At 73.7% G+C, this 21976-nt stretch carries 15 protein-coding genes; 7 read left to right on the forward strand and 8 right to left on the reverse strand.

Going from position 1 to position 21976, the window contains the following annotated elements:
• Positions 1-19 precede the first annotated feature (19 nt).
• Entirely contained in the window at positions 20-3316 is a 3297-nt protein-coding gene (locus ACFPZJ_RS02355; RefSeq protein WP_381016408.1) for a S8 family serine peptidase, read from the forward strand.
• 62 nt (positions 3317-3378) lie between these two features.
• Here ACFPZJ_RS02355 and ACFPZJ_RS02360 read toward each other — a convergent pair whose 3' ends face one another.
• Positions 3379-4641 carry a hypothetical protein gene (locus tag ACFPZJ_RS02360; protein WP_381016410.1) on the reverse strand — a complete coding sequence of 421 codons (1263 nt, stop codon included), beginning with the start codon at positions 4639-4641 and terminating at the stop codon, positions 3379-3381.
• A 1-nt stretch (position 4642) separates the two neighbouring features.
• Entirely contained in the window at positions 4643-5182 is a 540-nt protein-coding gene (locus ACFPZJ_RS02365; RefSeq protein WP_381016411.1) for a sigma-70 family RNA polymerase sigma factor, read from the reverse strand.
• 332 nt (positions 5183-5514) lie between these two features.
• On the opposite strand from ACFPZJ_RS02365, the gene ACFPZJ_RS02370 reads away from it, so the two are divergent.
• The gene (locus ACFPZJ_RS02370; RefSeq protein WP_381016414.1) at positions 5515-6534 is read left to right on the forward strand and encodes an aspartate-semialdehyde dehydrogenase; all 1020 of its coding nucleotides are present in this window, start codon (positions 5515-5517) and stop codon (positions 6532-6534) included.
• Positions 6535-6674: 140 nt separating this feature from the next.
• Complete coding sequence (locus tag ACFPZJ_RS02375; RefSeq protein WP_381016416.1) at positions 6675-7811, forward strand: TerD family protein; 1137 nt, start codon at positions 6675-6677, stop codon at positions 7809-7811.
• An 11-nt stretch (positions 7812-7822) separates the two neighbouring features.
• Here the strand turns inward: ACFPZJ_RS02375 and ACFPZJ_RS02380 are convergent, their stop codons facing one another.
• Positions 7823-8299: a DUF1203 domain-containing protein gene (locus ACFPZJ_RS02380; RefSeq protein WP_381016419.1), complete on the reverse strand. Its 477-nt coding sequence runs from the start codon at positions 8297-8299 to the stop codon at positions 7823-7825.
• Between the two features lie 752 nt (positions 8300-9051).
• Between ACFPZJ_RS02380 and pepN the strand changes: the two genes are divergently transcribed.
• Positions 9052-11643 (forward strand): aminopeptidase N, encoded by a 2592-nt coding sequence (pepN, locus tag ACFPZJ_RS02385; RefSeq protein WP_381016422.1) that lies wholly within the window; start codon positions 9052-9054, stop codon positions 11641-11643.
• A gap of 62 nt (positions 11644-11705) precedes the next feature.
• Here pepN and ACFPZJ_RS02390 read toward each other — a convergent pair whose 3' ends face one another.
• Positions 11706-12689 carry an EamA family transporter gene (locus ACFPZJ_RS02390; protein ID WP_381016425.1) on the reverse strand — a complete coding sequence of 328 codons (984 nt, stop codon included), beginning with the start codon at positions 12687-12689 and terminating at the stop codon, positions 11706-11708.
• A 105-nt stretch (positions 12690-12794) separates the two neighbouring features.
• Here ACFPZJ_RS02390 and ACFPZJ_RS02395 point away from each other — a divergent pair, with 105 nt between their 5' ends.
• A complete protein-coding gene (locus ACFPZJ_RS02395) occupies positions 12795-13304 on the forward strand; it encodes a MarR family winged helix-turn-helix transcriptional regulator (protein WP_381016428.1) in 510 nt (169 codons plus the stop codon).
• A 27-nt stretch (positions 13305-13331) separates the two neighbouring features.
• Here ACFPZJ_RS02395 and ACFPZJ_RS02400 read toward each other — a convergent pair whose 3' ends face one another.
• Entirely contained in the window at positions 13332-14780 is a 1449-nt protein-coding gene (locus ACFPZJ_RS02400; RefSeq protein ID WP_381016431.1) for an FAD-dependent monooxygenase, read from the reverse strand.
• 303 nt (positions 14781-15083) lie between these two features.
• Between ACFPZJ_RS02400 and ACFPZJ_RS02405 the strand changes: the two genes are divergently transcribed.
• Positions 15084-15698 (forward strand): TetR/AcrR family transcriptional regulator, encoded by a 615-nt coding sequence (locus tag ACFPZJ_RS02405; protein WP_381016434.1) that lies wholly within the window; start codon positions 15084-15086, stop codon positions 15696-15698.
• Between the two features lie 229 nt (positions 15699-15927).
• Here ACFPZJ_RS02405 and ACFPZJ_RS02410 read toward each other — a convergent pair whose 3' ends face one another.
• From ACFPZJ_RS02410 to ACFPZJ_RS02420, 3 genes are all read right to left on the reverse strand, one after another.
• Entirely contained in the window at positions 15928-16203 is a 276-nt protein-coding gene (locus tag ACFPZJ_RS02410; RefSeq protein WP_381016437.1) for a hypothetical protein, read from the reverse strand.
• A 162-nt stretch (positions 16204-16365) separates the two neighbouring features.
• Complete coding sequence (gene malQ / locus ACFPZJ_RS02415; RefSeq protein WP_381016439.1) at positions 16366-18474, reverse strand: 4-alpha-glucanotransferase; 2109 nt, start codon at positions 18472-18474, stop codon at positions 16366-16368.
• The gene (locus tag ACFPZJ_RS02420) at positions 18474-18716 is read right to left on the reverse strand and encodes a hypothetical protein (protein ID WP_381016442.1); all 243 of its coding nucleotides are present in this window, start codon (positions 18714-18716) and stop codon (positions 18474-18476) included. The genes malQ and ACFPZJ_RS02420 overlap by 1 nt, the downstream gene beginning before the upstream one ends.
• 244 nt (positions 18717-18960) lie before the next feature.
• On the opposite strand from ACFPZJ_RS02420, the gene ACFPZJ_RS02425 reads away from it, so the two are divergent.
• Positions 18961-21861 (forward strand): beta-N-acetylglucosaminidase domain-containing protein, encoded by a 2901-nt coding sequence (locus ACFPZJ_RS02425; RefSeq protein ID WP_381016445.1) that lies wholly within the window; start codon positions 18961-18963, stop codon positions 21859-21861.
• Positions 21862-21976 lie beyond the last annotated feature (115 nt).

Here is a 21976-nt window from a genome sequence, read left to right on the forward strand (position 1 = left end):
TTACCAACAAGGGATGCCGATGACCCTCACCCCCCAGCGCGACCCGATACCGGGCGCGAGACGCGTGGCGCGCATCGCCGTGGCCGCGGGTCTCGTCGCCGCGCTCAGTGCGGCCGGGCCGATACCGATGGCCTTCGCCGCCGACGCCCCGGCCGCCGCCCCGGCCGACGGGGACGTCAAGTCCGCGCACGACAAACTCGGTTCGGACGACGCGGACCTGCTCGCCGAGGCGAAGGCCGAGGGCGAGAAGAACGTCACGATGATGATCGCGACCGCGCCCGGGAAGACCGAGCAGGTCGCCGAGCAGCTGGACGCGGTCAAGGGCGGCTCGGTGGGCCGGACCTACGACCAGCTCGGATACGTCCGCGCCACCGTCCCCACCGCCAAGGCGGACGCGGCCATCGCCGCCGCCACCAAGCTCTCCTCCGTGCACGGCATCGACCTGCGCGAGGAGATCCCGCTGGACGACCCGGCACCGAGCGCGGACACCGCCAAGGGCGCCGGCGCCACCGGCAGCACCGGCTACCCGGCGCCGGGGAAGAACACGCCCGCCGAGAACCCGTACAACCCGTCCTTCGAGACGGGCGCCGTCGACTTCGTCGAGGACCACCCGAGGGCGGACGGCCGCGGCATCACCATCGGCATCCTCGACTCCGGCGTGGACCTGGGCCACCCGGCGCTGCAGAAGACCACGACCGGCGAGCGGAAGATCGTCGACTGGGTGACGGCGACCGACCCGCTGGTCGACGGCGACCGCACCTGGCGCCCGATGCTGGACTCGGTGTCCGGGCCGACGTTCACGCACAGCGGCCAGACCTGGACGGCGCCGGCCGGCTCCTACCGGGTCAGCGTCTTCAAGGAGTCGTACACCACCGGCGGCGACGCCGCGGGCGACGCCAACCGGGACGGCGACACCACCGACGACTGGGGCGTCCTGTACGACGCGGCGGCCGGCACGGTCCGCGTCGACCTCAACGACAACCACGACTTCGGTGACGACACCCCGATGAAGCCGTACAAGGACGGCTTCCAGGTCGGGTACTTCGGCACCGACAACCCCGCCACCGACGTCGCCGAGCGTCAGCCGTTCGTCGTCGAGATCCGCAAGGACGTCGTCTACAACGCGGCCGGCGCCAAGGCCGACTTCGTCAACATCGGCGTCATCGAGTCCGAGCACGGCACGCACGTCGCCGGCATCACCGCCGCCAACGGCCTGTTCGGCGGCAAGATGGACGGCGCCGCCCCGGGCGCGAAGATCGTCTCCTCCCGGGCCTGCACCTGGTCCGGCGGTTGCACCAACGTCGCGCTCACCGAGGGCATGATCGACCTCGTCACCAAGCGCGGCGTCGACATCGTCAACATGTCCATCGGCGGCCTGCCGGCGCTGAACGACGGCAACAACGCGCGCGCCGAGCTGTACACGCGCCTCATCGACGAGTACGGCGTGCAGCTGGTGATCTCCGCGGGCAACTCCGGCCCCGGCGCCAACACCATCGGCGACCCGTCCCTGGCCGACAAGGTCATCTCGGTCGGCGCGTCCGTCTCCAAGGAGACCTGGGCCGCCAACTACGGCTCCGTCGTGGAGAAGAAGTACGCGCTGATGCCGTTCTCCTCGCGCGGTCCGCGTGAGGACGGCGGCTTCACGCCGACGCTGGTCGCGCCGGGTGCCGCGATCAACACCATCCAGACCTGGCTGCCGGGCGCCCCGGTCGCCGAGGCGGGCTACTCCCTGCCGGCCGGCTACGGCATGCTCCAGGGCACCTCGATGGCCTCCCCGCAGGCCGCGGGCGCCTCGGCGCTGCTGCTGTCCGCCGCCAAGCAGAAGGGCATCGCCCTGCCGCCCGCGAAGCTGCGCACGGCGCTGACCTCGACCGCCGACCACATCAAGGGTGTGCAGGCGTACGAGGAGGGTGCGGGCCTCATCAACATCGAGGACGCCTGGGACGCGATCAAGGACGGCGCCGACGCCCACGGCTACACGGTCAAGGCGCCGGTCGACACCGCGATCGACCAGTTCCTGAAGACCCCGGGCTACGGCACCGGCATCTACGACCGTGAGGGCGGCCTGAAGGCCGGTGTGAAGAAGACCTACGAGGTCACCATCACGCGCACCTCCGGCCCGGACAAGGCGCTGCGCCACGAGCTGCACCTGGAGAACAACGCCGGCGGCACCTTCCGCATCGCGAGCTCCGACGAGGTCTCGCTGCCGCTGAACAAGCCGGTCACCGTGAAGATCGCCGCCAAGGCGCCGTCCGCCGGCATCAAGAGCGCGATCCTGGAGGTCGACGACCCGCGCACCGAGGGCATCGACAAGCAGATCCTCAACACCGTGGTCGTCTCCGCGCCGCTGAAGTACACCTTCTCGGCGTCCGGCACGCAGCAGCGCAACAGCTCCACCTCGTACTTCGTCACCGTGCCCGAGGGCACGAAGACGCTGGAGGTCGCGCTGAGCGGGCTGCAGGACAAGAGCCAGACCCGGTTCATCGCCATCCACCCGTACGGCGTCCCGGCCGACCCGACGTCGACGATCAACTGCTACCCGAACTACAACAACCCCGCCAACACCTGCCGCCCCGACCTGCGTTCGTACGCGAGCCCGCAGCCGGGCGTGTGGGAGATCGAGGTCGAGTCGCGCCGTACGTCGCCGCTGCTCGACAACCCGTACAAGCTGGACGTCGCCGTCCTCGGCGCGTCCTTCGACCCGGAGACCGTGACCGTGCCCGAGGCGAAGGTCGGCACCCCGGCCACCGCCTCCTGGAAGGTCACCAACGCCTTCGCCGCCCTCGACGGCAAGCTGGTCGGCGGCCCGCTCGGCTCGGCGAAGACGACCCGTCCGTCCATCAAGCAGGGCGAGACCCAGACCACCACGGTGGAGGTGCCCGAGGGCGCCAAGTCGCTGGACGTCGTCATCGGCGGTGTCTCCGACGCGGCGGCGGACCTGGACCTGGCCGTGTACGACGCCGCCGGCAAGGAGGTCGGCAGCTCCGCGGACGGTGACTCGGAGGAGTCGGTCTCCGTCCGGTCCCCGGCCGCCGGTACCTACACCGTCGAGGTCGTCGGCTACTCGGTGCCGGCCGGCACCACGGCGTACAACTATCGCGACGTGTTCTTCGCGGCGACGCTCGGCAGCGTCACCGTCGACGGTGCCACGCCGGTGAAGCTCGGCACGGGCGAGTCGGCCACGGTCTCCGGCAGCGTGACCGCCACGGCGGCCGCTCCCGAGGGCCGTGAGTTCTTCGGCCGGGTCCAGCTGGTCAACGCGCGCGGCACGGTCGCGGGCGTCGGCAGCGTGAAGATCGAGAAGGTCGTGCCGTAACACCGGCGGGACCGTTGGGGGCGGGCGTCCGTACGGCGCCCGCCCCTTGCTTTCCCCGTTCCTCAGCAGGTGAGGGTGCGGGACTCGGGCAGGGACGCGGTGAGCAGGGCCCGTTCGCGGGCGATCTCCTTCTCCCCGAGGAACAGGGCGTCCGGGACGGATCCGTGCCGCGGCAGTCCGACGAGGACCTCGTCACCCCGGCGGAGCCGGGGGTGGACGCCCTCCTCCCGCACGAAGGTGACCTCGTCCGCACCCTTCTGCGGCTGGTACGACCGGGTCACCCGCAGGGTCACCCGGTCCTGCTCGCCCCCGGGCAGCGGCCGCACCGCGACGACGGTGCCCTCGGCGACGACCCGGGCGCAGGCGAGGTAACGGGGACTGCCGAAGAGCTGCCCGGCGGCCTCCTTGGCACCGGCCTGGGAGGAGTCACCGGCCGAGGTCGTGCCGGCCACGCCCCCGCCCTGGGCCACGAGCCAGCCCATACCGACCACCACGGCGGCGGCCGTGGCGGCGGCGAGCGCTCCGAGGACGACACCGACAGGCCGGCGCCTGCGCCGCCCGGACAGCGACGGCACCGCCCCGGCACCGGGCGCTGTCGACGACCGCACCGGCGCGTGGGAGCCGACCCCGGACTCGACACCCGCAGAGAACCCCACCGGCGCATCCGAACCCACCCCGGACTCGACACCCGCAGAGAACCCCACCGGCGCGTCGGTAGCGTCCGCGGACCGGCCGTCCGGCCTCCGCGACGGGCCCACCGGCGACACGGGCGCCGCCCCGCCACCGGCTTCGGCACCCGCATCGGGCGCAGGCCCCACCCGCGCGGCAGAGGCCGCCGCAGAGCCGGGGTCCGGCGTGGGCCGGGAGTTCAGCGGCGCGGCTGACGGCGTCGTGGGCCGGCTGTTCAACGGCGTGGCGGAGGGCGTCCCGGGGCCGGTCTTCCGCGCGGGCCCCGTCCCGGCCGGGGGCCGCGCGGCCTCGTCTCGCCCCGGCGGGGGCGAGCTCCCCGCCCCGGCTACGGCGCCGGTGCCCGTCTCTCCCCCGGTACCGGTCGCCGTCTCCGCCGCCGCCTCGATCTCGCCGCGGCCCGCCAGCGCCTCCCCGATCCGCCCCAACTGCTTCCTCAGCAGGGCGACATCCGCGGCGGCGGCGCGGCGGGCGGCGAGGAAGTCCGGGTCCCGCAGGGCTTCCGGCGGCAGGGGATCGTCCGTGAGCGCCGCCATCAGCGCGTCCATGCCGCCGTACACGGCACCGTCGTAGGTCGCACCTTCGCGCGCGTCACCGTCGGGCCCGGCCTCGCGCCGGTCGTCCTCGCGGGCGGTCACGTCACACCACCTCGTCCTCGTGCAGGCGGGCGCGCAGGGCCCGTACCGCCGTGTGCAGCCGGCTCTTGACCGTGCCCTCCGGGACGCCCAGCTGCTCGGCGATGGAGCGCACCGGCAGGTCCGCGTAGAAGCGCAGGACGACGACCTGGCGCTGGGCGTCGGGCAGCTCGTCCAGGCCCTGGGCGACGGCGAGGGAGAGCAGGCGGGTGTCCTCGCCGGAGGGGACGTGCTCGGGCTGCCGCAGGGAGGCCAGCCGCTCCCCGAGCCGGTCCCGGCGGCGTTTGGCCCGGTGCCAGTCCATGGCGAGGTTGGAGGCGACGACCGCCGCCCACGCCGAGAGGTCCCGCGGCGCCTCCTGCCCGCGCGCGGCACGCTCCAGCAGCCGCAGGCGGACCTGCTGTACCCCGTCCGGCAGGTCCGCCTGCGGCACCCCGCCCAGCGCGAGCACCGCCCGCACCCGGCGTTCCTGGGCCGCGTCCAGCGGATCGTCGCCCGCCCCGGCGTACGCTCCGCCGCCGCGCCGGGTCCTTCCCCGCAGCACAAGCCACCCCCCTCACCGTGTTTCTCCTACGACGCCGCGACGGGCCGATTCGTTCGGACGGCTCTCCGGCCGAAACAGAGGTGTACGTCACACCGCCGTGTGGCGGGCTGCACACCGGGCAGGCGAGCTTGCGGTGCGGAGCCCCGCGTGGGTGCAATTCCTGCAGCTCAGCGGAGCGGACGCCGGACGTCCGCAACCGTCGGCCGGGGCGGGCCGTCCCATTCCCCGGGCACCCCGCCCAAAAAATTGGACAGGCGGGCCGTGGTCGGCCGCATGATGGAAAAGCCTCGGTCGAGCAGCACAGACACAGCAAGGACAGAGAGGGAGTCGCCGTGAGGGTCGGAATCGTCGGAGCCACCGGACAGGTCGGCACGGTCATGCGCAGGATCCTCACGGAGCGGAACTTCCCGGTCGAGGAGCTGCGCCTGTTCGCCTCCGCGCGCTCGGCGGGGACGGTCCTGGACGGCGTGACGGTGGAGGACGCCTCCACCGCCGACTATTCCGGCCTGGACATCGTGCTGTTCTCGGCGGGCGGCGCCACCTCCCGGGCGCTGGCCGAGAAGGTCGCCTCGCAGGGCGCCGTGGTGATCGACAACTCCTCCGCCTGGCGCAAGGACCCCGAGGTCCCGCTGGTCGTCTCCGAGGTGAACCCGCACGCGATCGCGAACCGCCCCAAGGGCATCATCGCCAACCCGAACTGCACCACGATGGCCGCGATGCCGGTCTTGAAGCCGCTGCACGAGGAGGCCGGCCTCGAAGCCCTGGTCGTGGCCACGTACCAGGCGGTGTCCGGCTCCGGCCTCGCGGGCGTCGCCGAGCTGCACGGCCAGACGCAGAAGGTGATCGCCGACGCCGACAAGCTCACCCACGACGGCGAAGCCGTCGACTTCCCCGAGCCCGGCGTCTACAAGCGCCCCATCGCCTTCAACGTGCTGCCCTTCGCGGGCAACCTCGTCGACGACGGTCTGAACGAGACCGACGAGGAGCAGAAGCTGCGCAACGAGTCCCGCAAGATCCTGGAGATCCCGGAGCTGAAGGTGTCCGGCACCTGTGTACGTGTCCCGGTCTTCTCCGGTCACTCCCTCCAGGTCAACGCCCGCTTCGCCCGCCCGATCAGCCCGGAGCGCGCGACCGAACTGCTGTCCGACGCGCCCGGTGTCGTCCTCACCGACATCCCGACCCCGCTCCAGGCGGCCGGCAAGGACCCCTCGTACGTCGGCCGCATCCGCCGGGACGAGACGGTGGACAACGGCCTGGCGCTGTTCCTCTCCAACGACAACCTCCGCAAGGGCGCGGCCCTGAACGCCGTGCAGATCGCGGAGCTGGTGGCGGCGGAGCTCGCCGCGCAGTAGGACGTCGGCTGTCGGGGCGGTCACCTTCGCCGAGGTGACCGCCCCGAACGTTTCTCCGACTGTTTCCGGACCGTATGGAACTGTTTCCGGACTGTACGAATCCGGCCCGCGGCCTGTGGCGTCCGTGTGAAGATCTCGCCATGACGCAGATGGTGAACGGCGGCGGCCTGCCCGTGCCCTCAGCGCCCCTCCGGGTGGCCGTGGCCTGGCGCCAGGGGCCCGGAGTCCCGGACGTGGACGTCTTCGCCCTGCTGCTCGACACGGCGGGCCGGGTCCGTTCGGGCGCCGACCTCGTCTTCCGCCACCGGCCCGCGCATCCGTCGGGGACCGTGCGCCACCTCGGCACGGACCAGGAGGCGGGCGGCACGGGCTCGGACCGGCTGTGGCTGGATCTCGCCGCCGTCGAGCCCGGTGTGGGCCGGGTCGTGGTGGTCGCCGCCTCCGTCGCTGCGGAAACGTTTGGGCAGTTACCGCCGCTGGACGTCCGGGTCGATCTGCCGACCGGTCAGGCGCTGGTGTCCTTCACGCTCGGTGACAGGGCCAGGGAGACGGCCCGCGTGATCGGCGAGTTCCGCCGCGGGGACGGCGGCTGGACGTTCCGCGCGTACGGCCGGCACCACCGCTCGGGACCGGCCGGGCGGGCGACGGACCCCTGCGGCACGGTGGTCGAGGCCGGTCACCGGCCGACGGCGGCCCATCCGTCCACCGTCGGGCAGGCCCCCTCGTTCCCGCCCTTCGAGCACCGCGGTTCGGGCCGGCAGCGTGTCACCTGCCCGCCTGACCTGCCGCCCGGCGCCCGGGTGGTCGTCGAGATCGAGTGCCGGAACAGCATCTCGGTCCACATCGACTCCTGCGACGCCCACGGCCGCGGCGACCGGGACCTGCTGTCCGCGTACGAGGACGAGGTGCACGGCCGTACGGTGGCCGCCGTCCCGGCGGACCGCCCGCTGTCCCTGCTGGTGTGCGCCGACACGCCCTGGACGCTGCGGGTGCTGCCGCTCGCCCGCGCCCGGCGCCTGGTGCACGGCCTCCCCGGCCGGGGCCCCGACCTGCTGGTGTACGAGGGTCCTGCGGCCGTGCTGTCCTTCGCGCACCGGGGCGAGAGCAACTTCGCCGTCTGGCACTACGTCCTCTCCCCCGGCCCCGACCGCCCGGAGGACGACGAGGACCTCCTCGTCAACGAGGTCGGCCGCATCGACGTACTGGCCCCGGTACGGGTCCCCGGAGTGCTGCGCATCGAGGCCGACGGCGCATGGCACGTCGGGGTGGTCGGCTGAGTCCGCGCCCGTCAGGGCCTGCGCACCTCGTACAGGAAGCAGCCGTACTCCACCGCCCGGACGTGCACGAGGGCGACCGCGGGACCGGCGAAGGCCTCGTCGAAGGCCGCCTCGAACCCGGCGGCGTCCTCGACCAGCCGTCCGCCCATGATGCGCCCGTCGGCGGAGTAGCGGCGCACCGTGCGGTGGGCGTGGGTGAAGGGCAGCTCCTCTCCCTCGGGACCCGCGCACTCCTCGGCGTGGACGAAGACGGGGCCCTGCTCGTCGTACGCGCCCGGGTCGGCGCCCGTCTCGGCCGCCCAGCGGCGCAGGGGCGCGTAGGAGACGAGCGCGATCCGCTCGCCGGGCTCACTGCGGCGCAGACAGCAGCGCAACGGGGCGCCGACCTCGTCGTCGACGACGGGCACCACCGGCCGGCCCGAGTCGTCGGCCGTCCGGAGCTCTTCGAGGACCGGACCGGGGATGGGTCGTGCGATGTATGCGGTCATGCGTCCCAGGCTCACGCCCACCGCTCGCATGGACCGGCGGATTCCGGACGTCGCGTTGCCCGCGCCGACCGAACGACCGCCCCCGGCAACGCGAGAAGCACCGACTCGCGCCGACGCCGGGCGTCGCGGGGGTGGAGCGACACACTCGGTGGAGCGCCGCGGGCGGCTAACCGGCGCGGGCGGCAGACCAGCACGGGCGGCAGAGCGTCATGCTCGACGGCTCGGCGCGGGCGGCGGAGCGTCGGGGCCGGCCGAGGCTCTCGTGGTTCGGCTCCCCGGGCTGACGCGCCGTGAGTACGGCGGCAGTGCGTCAGTGAGGACAGCGGCGGCGCAGGCACCTGCGCCCACGCCGGCAGCACGCGCGCCGACGCAGACAGCGCTACCACCTTGCGCCAGTGGGCACCGCAGCAGCACGCGCGCCGGCAAGCACGGCGGCGGCGCGCCGCCGCCGAGGACAGCCGCACCACACGAGCCGACAGGCGCAGCAGCAGCACACGCGCCAGCGAGGACAGCCGCACCACTCGCGCCGGCAGGCCCGGCAGCGGCGCACGCGCCGACCACGGGCATGGCGGCGGCGCACGCGTCGTCAGGCACGGTCGCCGTACAGACACCGACAGGGCGGGTGACGGTCACCCGGCCGAGGGTTTCCCCTCCCGTTGCCCGGGGTGGGACGCGGACCAGCCCGGATCAGGCGATGCGCATGGAAGGATGACCAGACCGACACATACGAGGTGTACCGAGGAGATGACCGCGTGCCTGGCACAAACCTGACTCGCGAAGAGGCGCAGCAGCGGGCGAAGCTGCTCACCGTTGACTCGTACGAGATCGATCTCGACCTCTCCGGCGCGCAGGAGGGCGGCACCTACCGGTCCGTGACCACGGTGCGCTTCGACGTCGCCGCCGAGAACGGTGCCGAGTCCTTCATCGACCTGGTGGCCCCGACCGTCCACGAGGTGGTCCTCAACGGGGACTCCCTCGACCCCGCCGAGGTCTTCAAGGACTCCCGCATCGCCCTGCCCGGCCTGCTCCGGGGCCGCAACATCCTCCGGGTGACCGCCGACTGCGCGTACACCAACACGGGCGAGGGTCTGCACCGGTTCGTCGACCCGGTCGACAATCAGGCCTACCTCTACACACAGTTCGAGGTGCCGGACGCCCGCCGGGTGTTCGCGAGCTTCGAGCAGCCGGACCTCAAGGCCACCTTCCAGTTCACCGTGAAGGCGCCCGAGGGCTGGACCGTCGTCTCCAACTCGCCCACCCCCGAGCCCCAGGACAACGTCTGGGTCTTCGAGCCGACGCCGCGCATCTCGACGTACATCACGGCCCTGATCGTCGGCCCGTACCACTCGGTGCACAGCGTGTACGAGAAGGACGGGCAGAGCGTGCCGCTGGGCATCTACTGCCGTCCGTCGCTCGCCGAGTACCTCGACTCCGACGCGATCTTCGAGGTGACCCGGCAGGGCTTCGCGTGGTTCCAGGAGAAGTTCGACTACGCGTACCCCTTCGAGAAGTACGACCAGTTGTTCGTGCCGGAGTTCAACGCGGGCGCGATGGAGAACGCGGGCGCGGTGACCATCCGCGACCAGTACGTGTTCCGCTCGAAGGTGACGGACGCGGCGTACGAGGTGCGCGCCGAGACCATCCTGCACGAGCTGGCCCACATGTGGTTCGGCGACCTGGTCACCATGGAGTGGTGGAACGACCTGTGGCTGAACGAGTCGTTCGCCACGTACACCTCGATCGCCTGCCAGGCCGCCGCGCCGGGCTCGAAGTGGCCCCACTCGTGGACGACGTTCGCCAACTCCATGAAGACGTGGGCGTACCGGCAGGACCAGCTGCCGTCCACGCACCCGATCATGGCGGACATCCGCGACCTGGACGACGTGCTCGTCAACTTCGACGGCATCACGTACGCCAAGGGCGCCTCCGTGCTGAAGCAGCTCGTCGCCTACGTCGGTGAGGACGAGTTCTTCCGGGGCGTGCAGGCGTACTTCAAGCGCCACGCGTACGGCAACACGCGCCTGTCCGACCTGCTGGGCGCGCTGGAGGAGACCTCCGGCCGCGACCTGAAGACCTGGTCGAGGAAGTGGCTGGAGACGGCGGGCATCAACGTGCTGCGCCCGGAGATCGAGACGGACGCCGACGGGGTCGTCACCTCCTTCGCGATCCGGCAGGAGGCCCCGGCGCTGCCCGCCGGCGCCAAGGGGGAGCCGACGCTGCGCCCGCACCGCATCGCGGTCGGCCTCTACGAGCTGGACGACGCGAACGGCAAGCTGGTGCGCGAGGAGCGCGTCGAGCTGGACATCGACGGCGAACTGACCGCCGTACCGCAGCTGGTGGGCAAGCGCCGCCCGGCCGTGGTGCTGCTCAACGACGACGACCTGTCGTACGCGAAGGTCCGCCTGGACGAGGCGTCGCTGAAGGTCGTCACCGAGCACCTCGGGGACTTCGAGGCCTCGCTGCCGCGCGCGCTGTGCTGGGCGTCGGCCTGGGACATGACCCGGGACGCGGAGCTCGCCACCCGCGACTACCTCTCCCTGGTGCTGTCCGGCATCGGCAAGGAGTCCGACATCGGTGTCGTGCAGTCGCTGCACCGCCAGGTGAAGCTGGCGATCGACCTGTACGCCGACCCGGCCGCGCGCGAGACGCTGCTGGCCCGCTGGACCGAGGCGACGCTGGCCCATCTGCGGTCCGCCGAGCCGGGCGGCGACCACCAGCTGGCGTGGGCGCGGGCGTTCGCGGCGACGGCGCGCACACCGGAGCAGCTGGACCTGCTGGAGGGTCTGCTGGACGGTTCGCAGACCATCGAGGGGCTGGCCGTCGACACGGAGCTGCGCTGGGCGTTCGTGCAGCGGCTCGCGGCCGTGGGCCGCTTCGACGAGGCGGAGATCGCGGGCGAGTACGAGCGGGACAGGACGGCGGCGGGCGAGCGTCACGCGGCGACCGCCCGGGCCGCGCGCCCGACCCCGGAGGCCAAGGCGGAGGCCTGGGCGTCGGTCGTCGAGTCCGACAAGCTCCCGAACGCCGTCCAGGAGGCGGTGATCTCCGGCTTCGTCCAGACCGACCAGCGCGAACTGCTGGCGCCGTACACGGACCGGTACTTCGAGGTGGTCAAGGACATCTGGGAGTCCCGCTCGCACGAGATGGCCCAGCAGATCGCGGTCGGCCTGTACCCGGCCGTCCAGGTCTCCCAGGAGACGCTGGACAAGACGGACGCCTGGCTGTCCTCCGCCGAGCCCAACGCGGCCCTGCGGCGGCTCGTGTCGGAGTCCCGGGCGGGCGTGGAGCGCGCGTTGCGGGCGCAGCGCGCGGACGCGACGGCCTCGGCGGCCTCCGCGGAGTAACCGACCGTACGACGACGAGGGGCGCCCGGTGCCGGAACCGGGCGCCCCTGCGTACGTACGCGTCATCGCGCGGGTAAGGAGGTCTGGCCCGCCATCGCCCCGGACGACCGCCGCGCCCGGCCGCCGTGTCCCGCGACGTCCCGGGGGGTCTGCCCGCCGCGCGGCCCTTCTCCGCCCCCGTGCCGCGGCGCGATCTGCCCCGCCACCGTCGCCCCGAACGCCAGCACCATGCCCGCGACCTGCACCGGGGTCAGCGCCTGCCCGAGGGCGGCCCAGCCGACGATCGCGGCCGTCAGCGGTGACAGCGGGCCGAGGAAGGTGACCTGGGTGGCGGTGAGCCGCCCGATGCCGCGGAACCAGAGCCAGTACGCCACCGCCGTGTTGGCGAGGGCGAGGTAGAGGTAACCGCCGACCGCCCGGCCGTCCAGCGCGGGCGGGGCCCCCTCGACGAGGAAGGCGAGCGGGGCGATGAGCAGGCCGCCGGCGGTCAGCTGCCAGCCCGTGAGGGCCAGCGGGCCGACCCCCTCGGGACGCCCCCACTTCTTGGTCAGCACCGTGCCGGTCGACATGGAGGCGGTGGAGGCGAGGGCCGCCAGCACACCGAGCGTGTCCAGCGCCCCGGCCGCCTTCAGGACGACGAGGCTGACCCCGAAGGCCGCCACGACCCCGGTGATCAGCGTGCGGGCCGTCGGTCGCTGTCCGAGCAGCAGCGCCGACAGTGCGGCCACGAGCAGCGGCCCCACCGAGCCGACGACCGCCGCCATGCCGCCGGGCAGCCGGTACGCGGAGAGGAACAGCAGCGGGAAGAAGGCGCCGATGTTCAGCGCGCCGAGGACCGCCGCCTTGCCCCACCAGGCGCCGCGCGGCAGCACCCGGGCGAGGGCGAGGAGCAACAGACCGGCGGGCAGGGCGCGCACGAGCCCGGTGAACAGCGGGCGGTCGGCCGGGAGGAGCTCGGTGGTGACGGCGTAGGTGGTGCCCCAGGAGATCGGGGCGAGGGCGGTGACGGCGATGAGTGTGGCGCGGTTCGCGGCCGTGGGAGGCATGGGTCGCACCCTTCGAAGGGGTCAATGGAAAGTAGCTTAGTACTAAGCAACTTTTCGTCAAGCTACTTTCTTGCAGGCGACCGAGGCGCGGCGGATACTCGTGCCATGAGCGAACGCCCCGAGCAGCGCAAGGACCCCGTCGACGCGATCATCGACCAGTGGGCGGCGGTCCGGCCCGACCTGGACACCGCCGCGATGGAGGTCTTCGGCCGCATCTACCGGCTCTCACGCGCGATGGGCGACCGGATGGACAGGGCGTACGCGAAGTACGGCATCTCGCGGGGCGAGTTCGACGTCCTGGCGACCCTGCGCCGCTCCGGCGAGCCCTACACGCTCTCGCCCCGCCAGCTCTCGGCCACCCTGATGCTCACCACCGGCGGCATGACCGGCCGCCTCGACAAACTGGAACGCGCGCAGCTCCTGCGCCGCTCCCCCGACCCCCACGACCGCCGCGGCCTGCAGGTCACGCTCACCCGGAAGGGCCTGGACCTGATCGACGAGGCGGTCGGCGCCGGCCTGGCCGCGCAGACGGAGGCACTGTCGGCCCTGGACGACGAGCAGGCCGGCCACCTGGCCGGCCTGCTGCGCGAGTTGCTGTTCGCCACCGAGAGGTAGCCGGCGGCGCCGAGGCGCCCCGCCGCCTCAGCCCACGTGCGTGGCCAGCGCCGTCTCGATCGCCCGCGCGTCCGGCGCGTCGGCCGCCCACGCCACGTACCCGTCCGGCCGCACCAGCACGCTCGTACGACGGTCGCTCGCCCAGCGTTCCACGGCCAGCCGGTCCTTGCGCTCGGCGCCCGTGCCCATCCCCTCCGGGCCCGGGGTGATCAGCACGAACCGGCCGCCGCGCAGGGACTCGTACAGCCGGCCCCCGCCGGCCAGGGCGACGTCGGGGGCGCGCAGGCCGGTGAAGCGGTGGGAGCCCCGGGGCCTGGCGTACCGGTAGCCGATGCCCGTGACCTGACCGAGCGCCCTGCGCTGCGCCGGGCCGACGGTGTCGACGAGGGTGGCGACGGCGGTGCGCAGGGCGATCGTCCAGGGCCGCTTGGCCATGGCGGCGCGCACGATGCCGCCGCTGCTGAGCAGCACCGTCCTGCCGACGGGGTGACGTTCGGCCTGGTAGGTGTCGAGGAGGCCGTCGCCCGCGTGCCCCCGCACGACGGCGGCCAGTTTCCAGCTGAGGTTGGCCGCGTCCTGCAGGCCGGTGTTCATTCCCTGGGCGCCGGCCGGGGTGTGGACGTGCGCGGCGTCCCCGGCGAGGAAGACCCGGCCCGACCGGTAGGCGGGGGCCTGCCGCTCGTCGCTGTGGAACCGGGACATCCAGCGCGGGTCGTGCATGCCGAAGTCACGGCCGAGGGCACGCCGGGTGGCCTCCTTGATCTCGTCGAGCCCGAGGGGCGCGTCGTCGGGGAGCTCACGCCGGCGGTCCCAGCAGATCACCCGGTGGTAGCCGTCACCGAAGGGCACGAGGAAGGCGAAGGCGTCGCCGACGGCGTTGAAGGTGAGCAGCTCGCCGGGCTCCTCGGCCACCCGGACGTCGGCGAGCATCACGGACCGGATCACCGAGCGCCCGGGGAACGGCAGCCCCACCGCGTCGCGCACGGTGCTGCGCATCCCGTCGGCCCCGACGACGTACGCCGCGCGCAGCGACCGCGCGCCCTCGCCGGGCCCGCGGACCTCGACGGTCACGCCCTCGTCGTCCTGCGTCAGCCCGGTCACCTCGCTCTCGTACCGGAACTCCGCCCCGGCCTCGGACGCCCACCGCTCCAGGACCTTCTCCACCTCGTACTGCGGCAGGACGAGGATGTGCGGGAAGCGGGAGGGGAGCGAGGACAGGTCGAGGGAGAGACGGCCGTAGAGGCGGAACCGGTCGAGTCGCCGGCCCACGCGCTCCAGTTCCCCGGCCAGGCCCCGGGCGTCCAGCTGCTCCAGGGTGCGGGCGTGCAGGACGAAGGCGCGGGAGAGGTTGCTGACCTGGTGCGGGCGCTTCTCGACGACGGTGACGGGGACGCCGGCGGTGGCGAGGTCGCCGGCCAGGAGCAGACCGGTGGGGCCGGAGCCGACGACGATCACGGAGCGGGCGGTGCCGTTCATCAGGGCCTCCCTGGGGCCAACGTACGGGGATCTGCGCTGCTGGGCGAACGGGTGTGGTCAACGGGCGGTGCCACCGGTGCCAACGGGTGGTGGCGTCCGGGAGGTCAACAACAGCTGTTCGCCTGCATGTGTTGGCCTACAGCCGTTCGCCGACCTCCGTGGGCCGACCACCCTCGGCCGACGCGCGCCTGCCAACGAATGTTTGCCAACACCCGTTGGCCACCACTCGTTGACCAACGTAAAGGCGAGGGAGGGCTGCGTCAACAGTTGTTGGCCAACGCTCGTTGGCCTACGCTCGTCGGCATGCCCGACAGCACGCCCCTCAGCACATCCGCCACCCCGTCAACCGACAGGGCCAGCGCTCCCGCGCGCCGCTCCGACACCACCCGTGCCGCCATCCTCCACGCCGCCCGCGAGCGTTTCGCGGCCGACGGCTACGAGCGGGCCACCATCCGCGCCATCGCCAAGGACGCCCGGATCGACCCGTCGATGGTGATGCGCTACTTCGGCAGCAAGGAGGGCCTGTTCGCGTCCGCCGTCGCCGTCGATCTGCAGCTGCCCGACCTGAGCGCGGTGCCCAGGGACGAGGTCGGCCGGACCGCGGTCACGCACTTCCTCGCCATGTGGGAGGAGAACGAGGTGCTCACGGCCCTGCTCCGGGTCGGCGCCGCCAACCAGGCCGGGGCCGAGCGCATGCAGGGCATCTTCCGGGACCAGCTGATGCCGGTCGCCCGGCAGGTGTGCCCGGACCCCGAACAGGCCCCGGCACGGGCCGCGCTCAGCGCCACGCAACTGCTCGGGATGGCGCTCACCCGGTACGTCCTGCGCTTCCCGCCCGCCGTCGCGCTGACCCGCGAGGAGATCGTGGCGTGGCTGGCCCCGACGGTGCAGCGCTATCTGACGGCGCCGCATCCGTGAGCACGGCGCTGCGCCTCGGGGCTCCGGAACACATCCCGAGCTCCGGAACACCTCCCTGAGTGCCGGAACAGGCGAAGGCGTCGAAGGCGAGCAGCGCGAGGGCGCCAAAACAGGCAAGGGCGCCGTCCGGGCCGTACGCATGGCCGTGTGCGTACGTACGCCCCGGACGGCGCCCTCGAAAAACCGTGCGGACCCGCAGCGGGCCCCGCGTCAGGCCGCCAGGCCCCGGTCAGGCCTTGGCGTCGGCCTCGGTCCTGATGTTGGAGCTGGTCACGTCCTTCTTCTTGTGCGACCTGTCCCCGACCATCACCAGGCCCGCGATGACCGCGAAGAGCACGAGCGGGGCCACGACGAACAGACCCAGCGTCTCGATGACGCTCAGGCCCGGGCCGGGGTCGTCGCCGTCGTCGCGGGTCAGCGCGAGCGCGGGGGACGACATGAGCAGCATCATCAGCGTCGTACCGGCGGCCAGGGCGCCGGCGCGCAGGGCGTTCTTCTTGTCCACGGTGCCAAAAGTATCAACGCCGGGTGGGGGTGCGCGCCCGGGGGTGCCCCAGGGCGCCCGGTGTCGTGGGCGAGACCGCTGGGGCCACTGGGGGCTGCCCCTCCCAAACCCCGCTTCGGCCGGGAACGGGCCTCGCCCTCAGGTTCCGCCCGGGCCCCTTGATCAGGCGCCGGACGTGCCGGTGCCGCGCCGCCCGCCAGCGGAGCGCAGCACTTCCACCAGCGCGTGCAGCCTGGGCGACGCCGCCAGCTCCTCCAGCGTCACCGGCCGGCCCTCCGCGTCGGCGACCGGCAGACGCCAGTTCGGGTACTGGTCCCACGTGCCCGGCAGGTTCTGCGGGCGGCGGTCGCCGACGCCGTCCGGGAGCCAGACGCCGATCATGCGGGCCGGGGTGCGCAGCAGGAAGCGGTGCACGGCCTGGATCTCGGCCTCCTCGGAGGAGACGTCGGTGCCGCCCGCGCCCTGGAGCAGGCCGAGCCGGGTGAGCACGGCCAGCCACTGCGCCGTGTCCGCGGCGGCCTCGGCCCGTTCCTCCTCCAGCGGGCGGGTCAGCAGGCCCAGGCCGTCGCGCAGGTCGACGTGTTCGCCGGTGAGCCGGGCCGCGGTGGGCGGCAGGTCGTGAGTGGTGGCGGTGGCCAGGCAGTCGGCGCGCCAGCGGTCGGGGGGCAGGGGCTGCCCGTCGCCCTCCCAGTCCCGCTCGAACCACAGCACCGACGTGCCGAGGACCCCGCGCTCGCGCAGCGCCTCGCGCACGCCCGGTTCGACCGTGCCCAGGTCCTCCCCGATGACCAGCGCCCCGGCCCGGGAGGCCTCCAGGACGAGGACGGCGAGCATGGCCTCGGCGTCGTAACGGACGTAGGTGCCCTCCGTCGGCGGATGGCCCTGCGGCACCCACCACAGCCGGAACAGGCCCATCACGTGGTCGATGCGCAGGGCTCCGGCGTAGCGGAACAGGGCGCGCAGGAGGTCGCGGAAGGGGGCGTAGCCGGACTCGGCGAGCCGGTCGGGGCGCCAGGGCGGCAGCCCCCAGTCCTGGCCGCGCGCGTTGAAGGCGTCCGGTGGTGCGCCCACCGACATCCCGGCGGCGAAGTACCGCTGTTGCGCCCAGGCGTCGGCGCCCGCGGGATGCACCCCGACCGCGAGGTCGTGCACGATCCCGACCGGCATCCCGGCCTCGCGTGCCGCGCCCTGGGCGGCGGTGAGCTGGGCGTCGGTGAGCCAGGCGAGCCGCGACCAGAAGTCGATCCGGTCCATCAGGCCGGCGCGGGCGCGGGCGGTGTCCGCCGAGCGCGGGTCGCGCAGGCCGGTCGGCCACCGGTGCCAGTCCGGCCCGTGCACCTCGGCGAGCGCGCACCAGGTGGCGTGGTCCTCCAGGGCCTGGCCGTGCTCGGCGAGGAAGTCGCAGTAGGCGGCGCGTCTGCCGGGTCCCAGCGGCACCTGGAGCACCAGTTCCAGCGCCTGCCGCTTGAGCTCCCACACCGCGTCCCGGTCGATCAGAGCGCCCTTGTCCAGCACGGCCTCGCGCAGCCGGCCGGCTCTCTCCAGCAGCGCGTCCAGCCGCTCGCGGTCCTCGGCGTAGGCGTACTCCGGGATCTCCTCCACGCGCAGGTGGATCGGGTCGGGGAAGCGGCGCGAGGAGGGTCGGTAGGGGGAGGGGTCGGTGGGGGCGCCGGGTACGGCCGCGTGCAGCGGGTTGACCTGGACGAACCCGGCGCCGAGTGCCCGCCCGGCCCAGGCGGCGAGTTCCCCGAGGTCACCGAGGTCGCCCATGCCCCAGGAGCGGCGGGAGAGGAGGGAGTAGAGCTGGACGAGGAGTCCGTAGGAGCGGCCGGCGGGTGCGGGCAGCCGGGGCGGGGCGACGACCAGATGGGCGCGGGCGCTGCGGCCGTCGGGGGCCGTGGCGGTCAACCGGTGGACCCCGGGCGGGAGTTGTCCGGCAAAGGCGCGTGTCTCGCCCTGCTCGGTCTCGATCCGCAGCCGGGTGCCGTCGGGCAGGGCGGCCAGCGCGGCCGGGGTGCTTGCGCTCCAGCCGACGACGGTCGGGGGCAGCAGCCGCTCACCCAGTTCCCGCTCGCGGGCGGCGAGCGCGGCACGCACGGCCTGCGGGGTGCTCGCGTCGACGCCGAGGGCAGCCAGGGTCAGGGTGACGGCGGTGGCCGAGGCCGCGACCGTGCGGTCCGGGGACGGGCTGTAGGAGGTGGCGACGCCGTGCAGGCTGGCGAGACGGGTCAGGTCCTCGGAGGGGGGTTCGGCCGGCCGGGGCGTGGTCATCAGGGCCTCGTGAAGTCCGGGATCACCGCCGAGGGCTCGCTGGTGAGCGGCGCGGCGTCGGAGAGCGGCGGCTCGCTGGTGAGGGGTTCGGCGTCGGGCAGGGGCGGCTCACTGGTCAGCGGGGCCTCCACGCAGGCGCCCTCGGCGCTGAAGACGCAGAAGTGAGGGGTGTCGGGCTGGGCGGACAGGTCCGCCCTGCGTTTGGACGGGGCCTGGAGCGGAAGGTGGGCCGATACAGCCACGGGGGCCTCCTGGTCGGGTTGGGCTTCGGTGGGCTATCGCAGCCCTACCCAGCGGGCGCGACGGCAGACGCCCCACGACCGACAACGTAGTTCTGGTCACAATCCGTCCCCATCTCCTCTCCCCGGATTCCGGCAATTCAGTCACAACGGCCACAGTCGTTGACATGTTCCCCGGGCAGATGGTGGGCTCGATCCCTGAAGATAACGAGTCGGACACGGACGTCGAGCCATCAGGAGGGGGCCTGTGCAGCCGCGGCGCGGGAAGAGGGCAGCAGCTCTCGCGTTCGCCGTCGTCGCCGGAACCCTGGGCACCGCTCCCGCCGCGGTGGCGGCCCCGCCCGTCCCCGGCACGGCCGGCAGTCGCACCGAGGCGACCGACACGGCCGGGGCCGACGCCTCCGTCTGGCCGCGCCCGCAGTCCCTGCGTGCGAACGGCGCCCCCGTGGCGGTCACCGACGAGGTCGCGCTGCTCGCCGACGCGACGGCCGACCCGTACGCCGTCGACGCCCTGCGCGAGCTGCTGCGGCAGGCCGGGGCGCGCCGCGTCACATCCTCCGCGCGGCCGGGCGCCCTGGTCGTACGCGCCCGGACGGACGCCCCGCACGGGGATCCCCGGCACGCCCTGCCCGCCGGCGGATACCGGCTGACAGCCGGCCAGGGCGCCGTCTCCCTCACCGGAGCCGACGGGGAGGGCCTGTTCCACGCCGTCCAGACGCTGCGTCAGCTCCTGCGGCCGGACGGGACGATCCGGGCCGTGGACGTGCGCGACTGGCCCGGTACCGCCGTGCGCGGCGTCACCGAGGGCTTCTACGGCACCCCGTGGACGCACGGGCAGCGTCTGGCCCAGCTGGACTTCATGGGCCGCACCAAGCAGAACCGTTACCTGTACGCCCCCGGCGACGACCTCTACCGGCAGGCCCGCTGGAGGGAGCCGTACCCGGCCGGGCGGCGTGCCGAGTTCCGGGAGCTGGCCGAGCGGGCGCGCCGCAACCACGTCACGCTCGGCTGGGCGGTCGCGCCGGGCCAGGCGATGTGCTTCGCGTCGGACGCCGACCTGCGGGCACTGACGCGCAAGCTCGACGCGATGTGGGCGCTGGGCTTCCGCGCCTTCCAGCTCCAGTTCCAGGACGTCAGCTACAGCGAGTGGCACTGCGAGGCGGACGCCGACCGGTTCGGTTCCGGTCCCGGGGCGGCGGCGCGGGCCCAGGCCCGGGTGGCCGACGCCGTGGCCCGGCACCTGGCGGAGCGGCACCCCGGTTCCGCCGCCCTGTCGGTGATGCCGACCGAGTACTACGAGGACGGCACCACCGCGTACCGGCGGGCGCTGGCGGCCGCCCTGGGCGAGGACGTCGAGGTGGCGTGGACCGGTGTCGGCGTCGTGCCCCGGACCATCACGGGACGCGAACTGGCCGAGGCGCGGGCGGTGTTCCGGCACCCGCTGGTCACCATGGACAACTATCCCGTCAACGACTACGCCCCCGGCCGGATCTTCCTCGGCCCCTACCAGGGCCGCGAACCGGCCGTCGCCGCCGGCTCGGCCGCCCTGCTCGCCAACGCGATGGAGCAGGCGGAGGCGTCCCGCATCCCGCTGTTCACCGCCGCCGACTACGCCTGGAACCCGCGCGACTACCGGCCCTGGGAGTCGTGGCGCGCCGCGATCGCCGACCTCGCGGCCGGTGACGCCCGACGCGAGGAGGCGCTGGCGGCCCTCGCCGGCAACGACGCCTCGTCGGTCCTGAACGAGGAGGAGTCGGCGTACCTGCGGCCGCTGATCGAGGCGTTCTGGCGGGACCGGGCGAGCACGGACGGCAGCCCCACGGCCCCCACATCGGGCCGGGCGCCGGACGACACCGAGGCCGCCCGGCGGCTGCGTGCCGCGTTCACCGTGCTGCGGGAACTGCCCCGGCGCCTGTCCGGCACCGCCCTGGCCGCCGAAGTCGCCCCCTGGAGCGAGCAGTCGGCGCGGTACGGCGAGGCCGGGACGACGGCGCTCGACATGCTGCGCGCCCAGAGCGCCGGCGACACGGCGGCGGCGTGGACGGCGTACCAGGCGCTGGGCCGGCTGCGGGCGCGGCTGGAGAAGGCCCCGGCGACGGTCGGCCAGGGCGTGCTGGACCCGTTCCTGCGGCGGGCGCAGAAGGCGTACGAGCAGTGGGCGGGCATCGACCACGAGCCGCCCGCGCCCCGTGGCGACGCGGCCGGCGCCCGCACGCTCCGCTTCCCGCGGGCCCGCCCGCTGGCGGCCGTGACGGTCCTCACCGAACCCGGCACCGGAGGAAGCGTCGAGGTGCGCGCCGTCGGAGAGGGCTGGCGGCGTGTCGGCGAGCTGACCAGGGCGGGCGCCACGGAACTGCGCGTGGCCCGGCGCGTGGACGCCGTCCGCGTCACCGGCCCCGCCCCCACCCGGGTACGGCACCTCATCCCCTGGTTCGCGGACTCCCGCGCCGGCTCGCTGATCATGGCGCGCGACCGCACGGACGTGGAAATCGGCCGCACCGAGCGCCTGACGGCCCGGGTCGGCTCGCAGCGGCCCTCCGACGCCCGCGGCCGGCTCTCCGTCGAGGCCCCCGAGGGCGTACGGGTCCGTGTCCCGCGCGCCCCGCTGACGGTGCCCCGGGGCACGACGGTGGACGTCCCGGTCGAGGTGACCGTGCCGGAGGGGACCACGCCGATGCGGTCGTTCGAGGTACGGCTCGGGTTCGGGGGGACCACGCGGACGCTGACGGTCCGGGCCGTCGCGCGCACCGGCGGCCCCGACCTGGCGCGCGCCGGCCGGGCGAGCTCCTCGGGCGACGAGACCCCCGACTTCCCGGCGTCGGCGGCGAACGACGGCGACCCGCACACCCGCTGGTCCTCCCCCGTCGACGACGGCGCCTGGTGGCAGGTGGAGCTCGCCCGGCCGGCGCGGCTGGGCGAGGTCGTCCTGCGCTGGCAGGAGGCGTACCCGTCGGCGTACCGGATCCAGGTCTCGGCGGACGGCCGCCGCTGGCGCACGGCGGCGGCGGTGCGCGACAGCCGGGGCGGGCGGGAGACCGTGCGGATGGACGAGCGGGACGTGCGGTACGTGCGCGTGCAGGGTGAGCGGCGGGCGACGCCGTACGGGTATTCGCTGTGGTCGGTGGAGGCGTACTCGGTGGAGGCGTAGTCCGTCTCCCGTGCAGCCGGCCGGTAAACCCGGCGCGTGAGCGGGTGTGACGCACCCCACTCTGGATACAGGCCCAGGCCACTATTCACTCAGTACATGTACTGAGTACATAATG

It is taken from the genome of Streptomyces bullii (assembly GCF_042657145.1).
In the GTDB taxonomy this organism is placed as follows: Bacteria; Actinomycetota; Actinomycetes; order Streptomycetales; family Streptomycetaceae; genus Streptomyces; species Streptomyces bullii.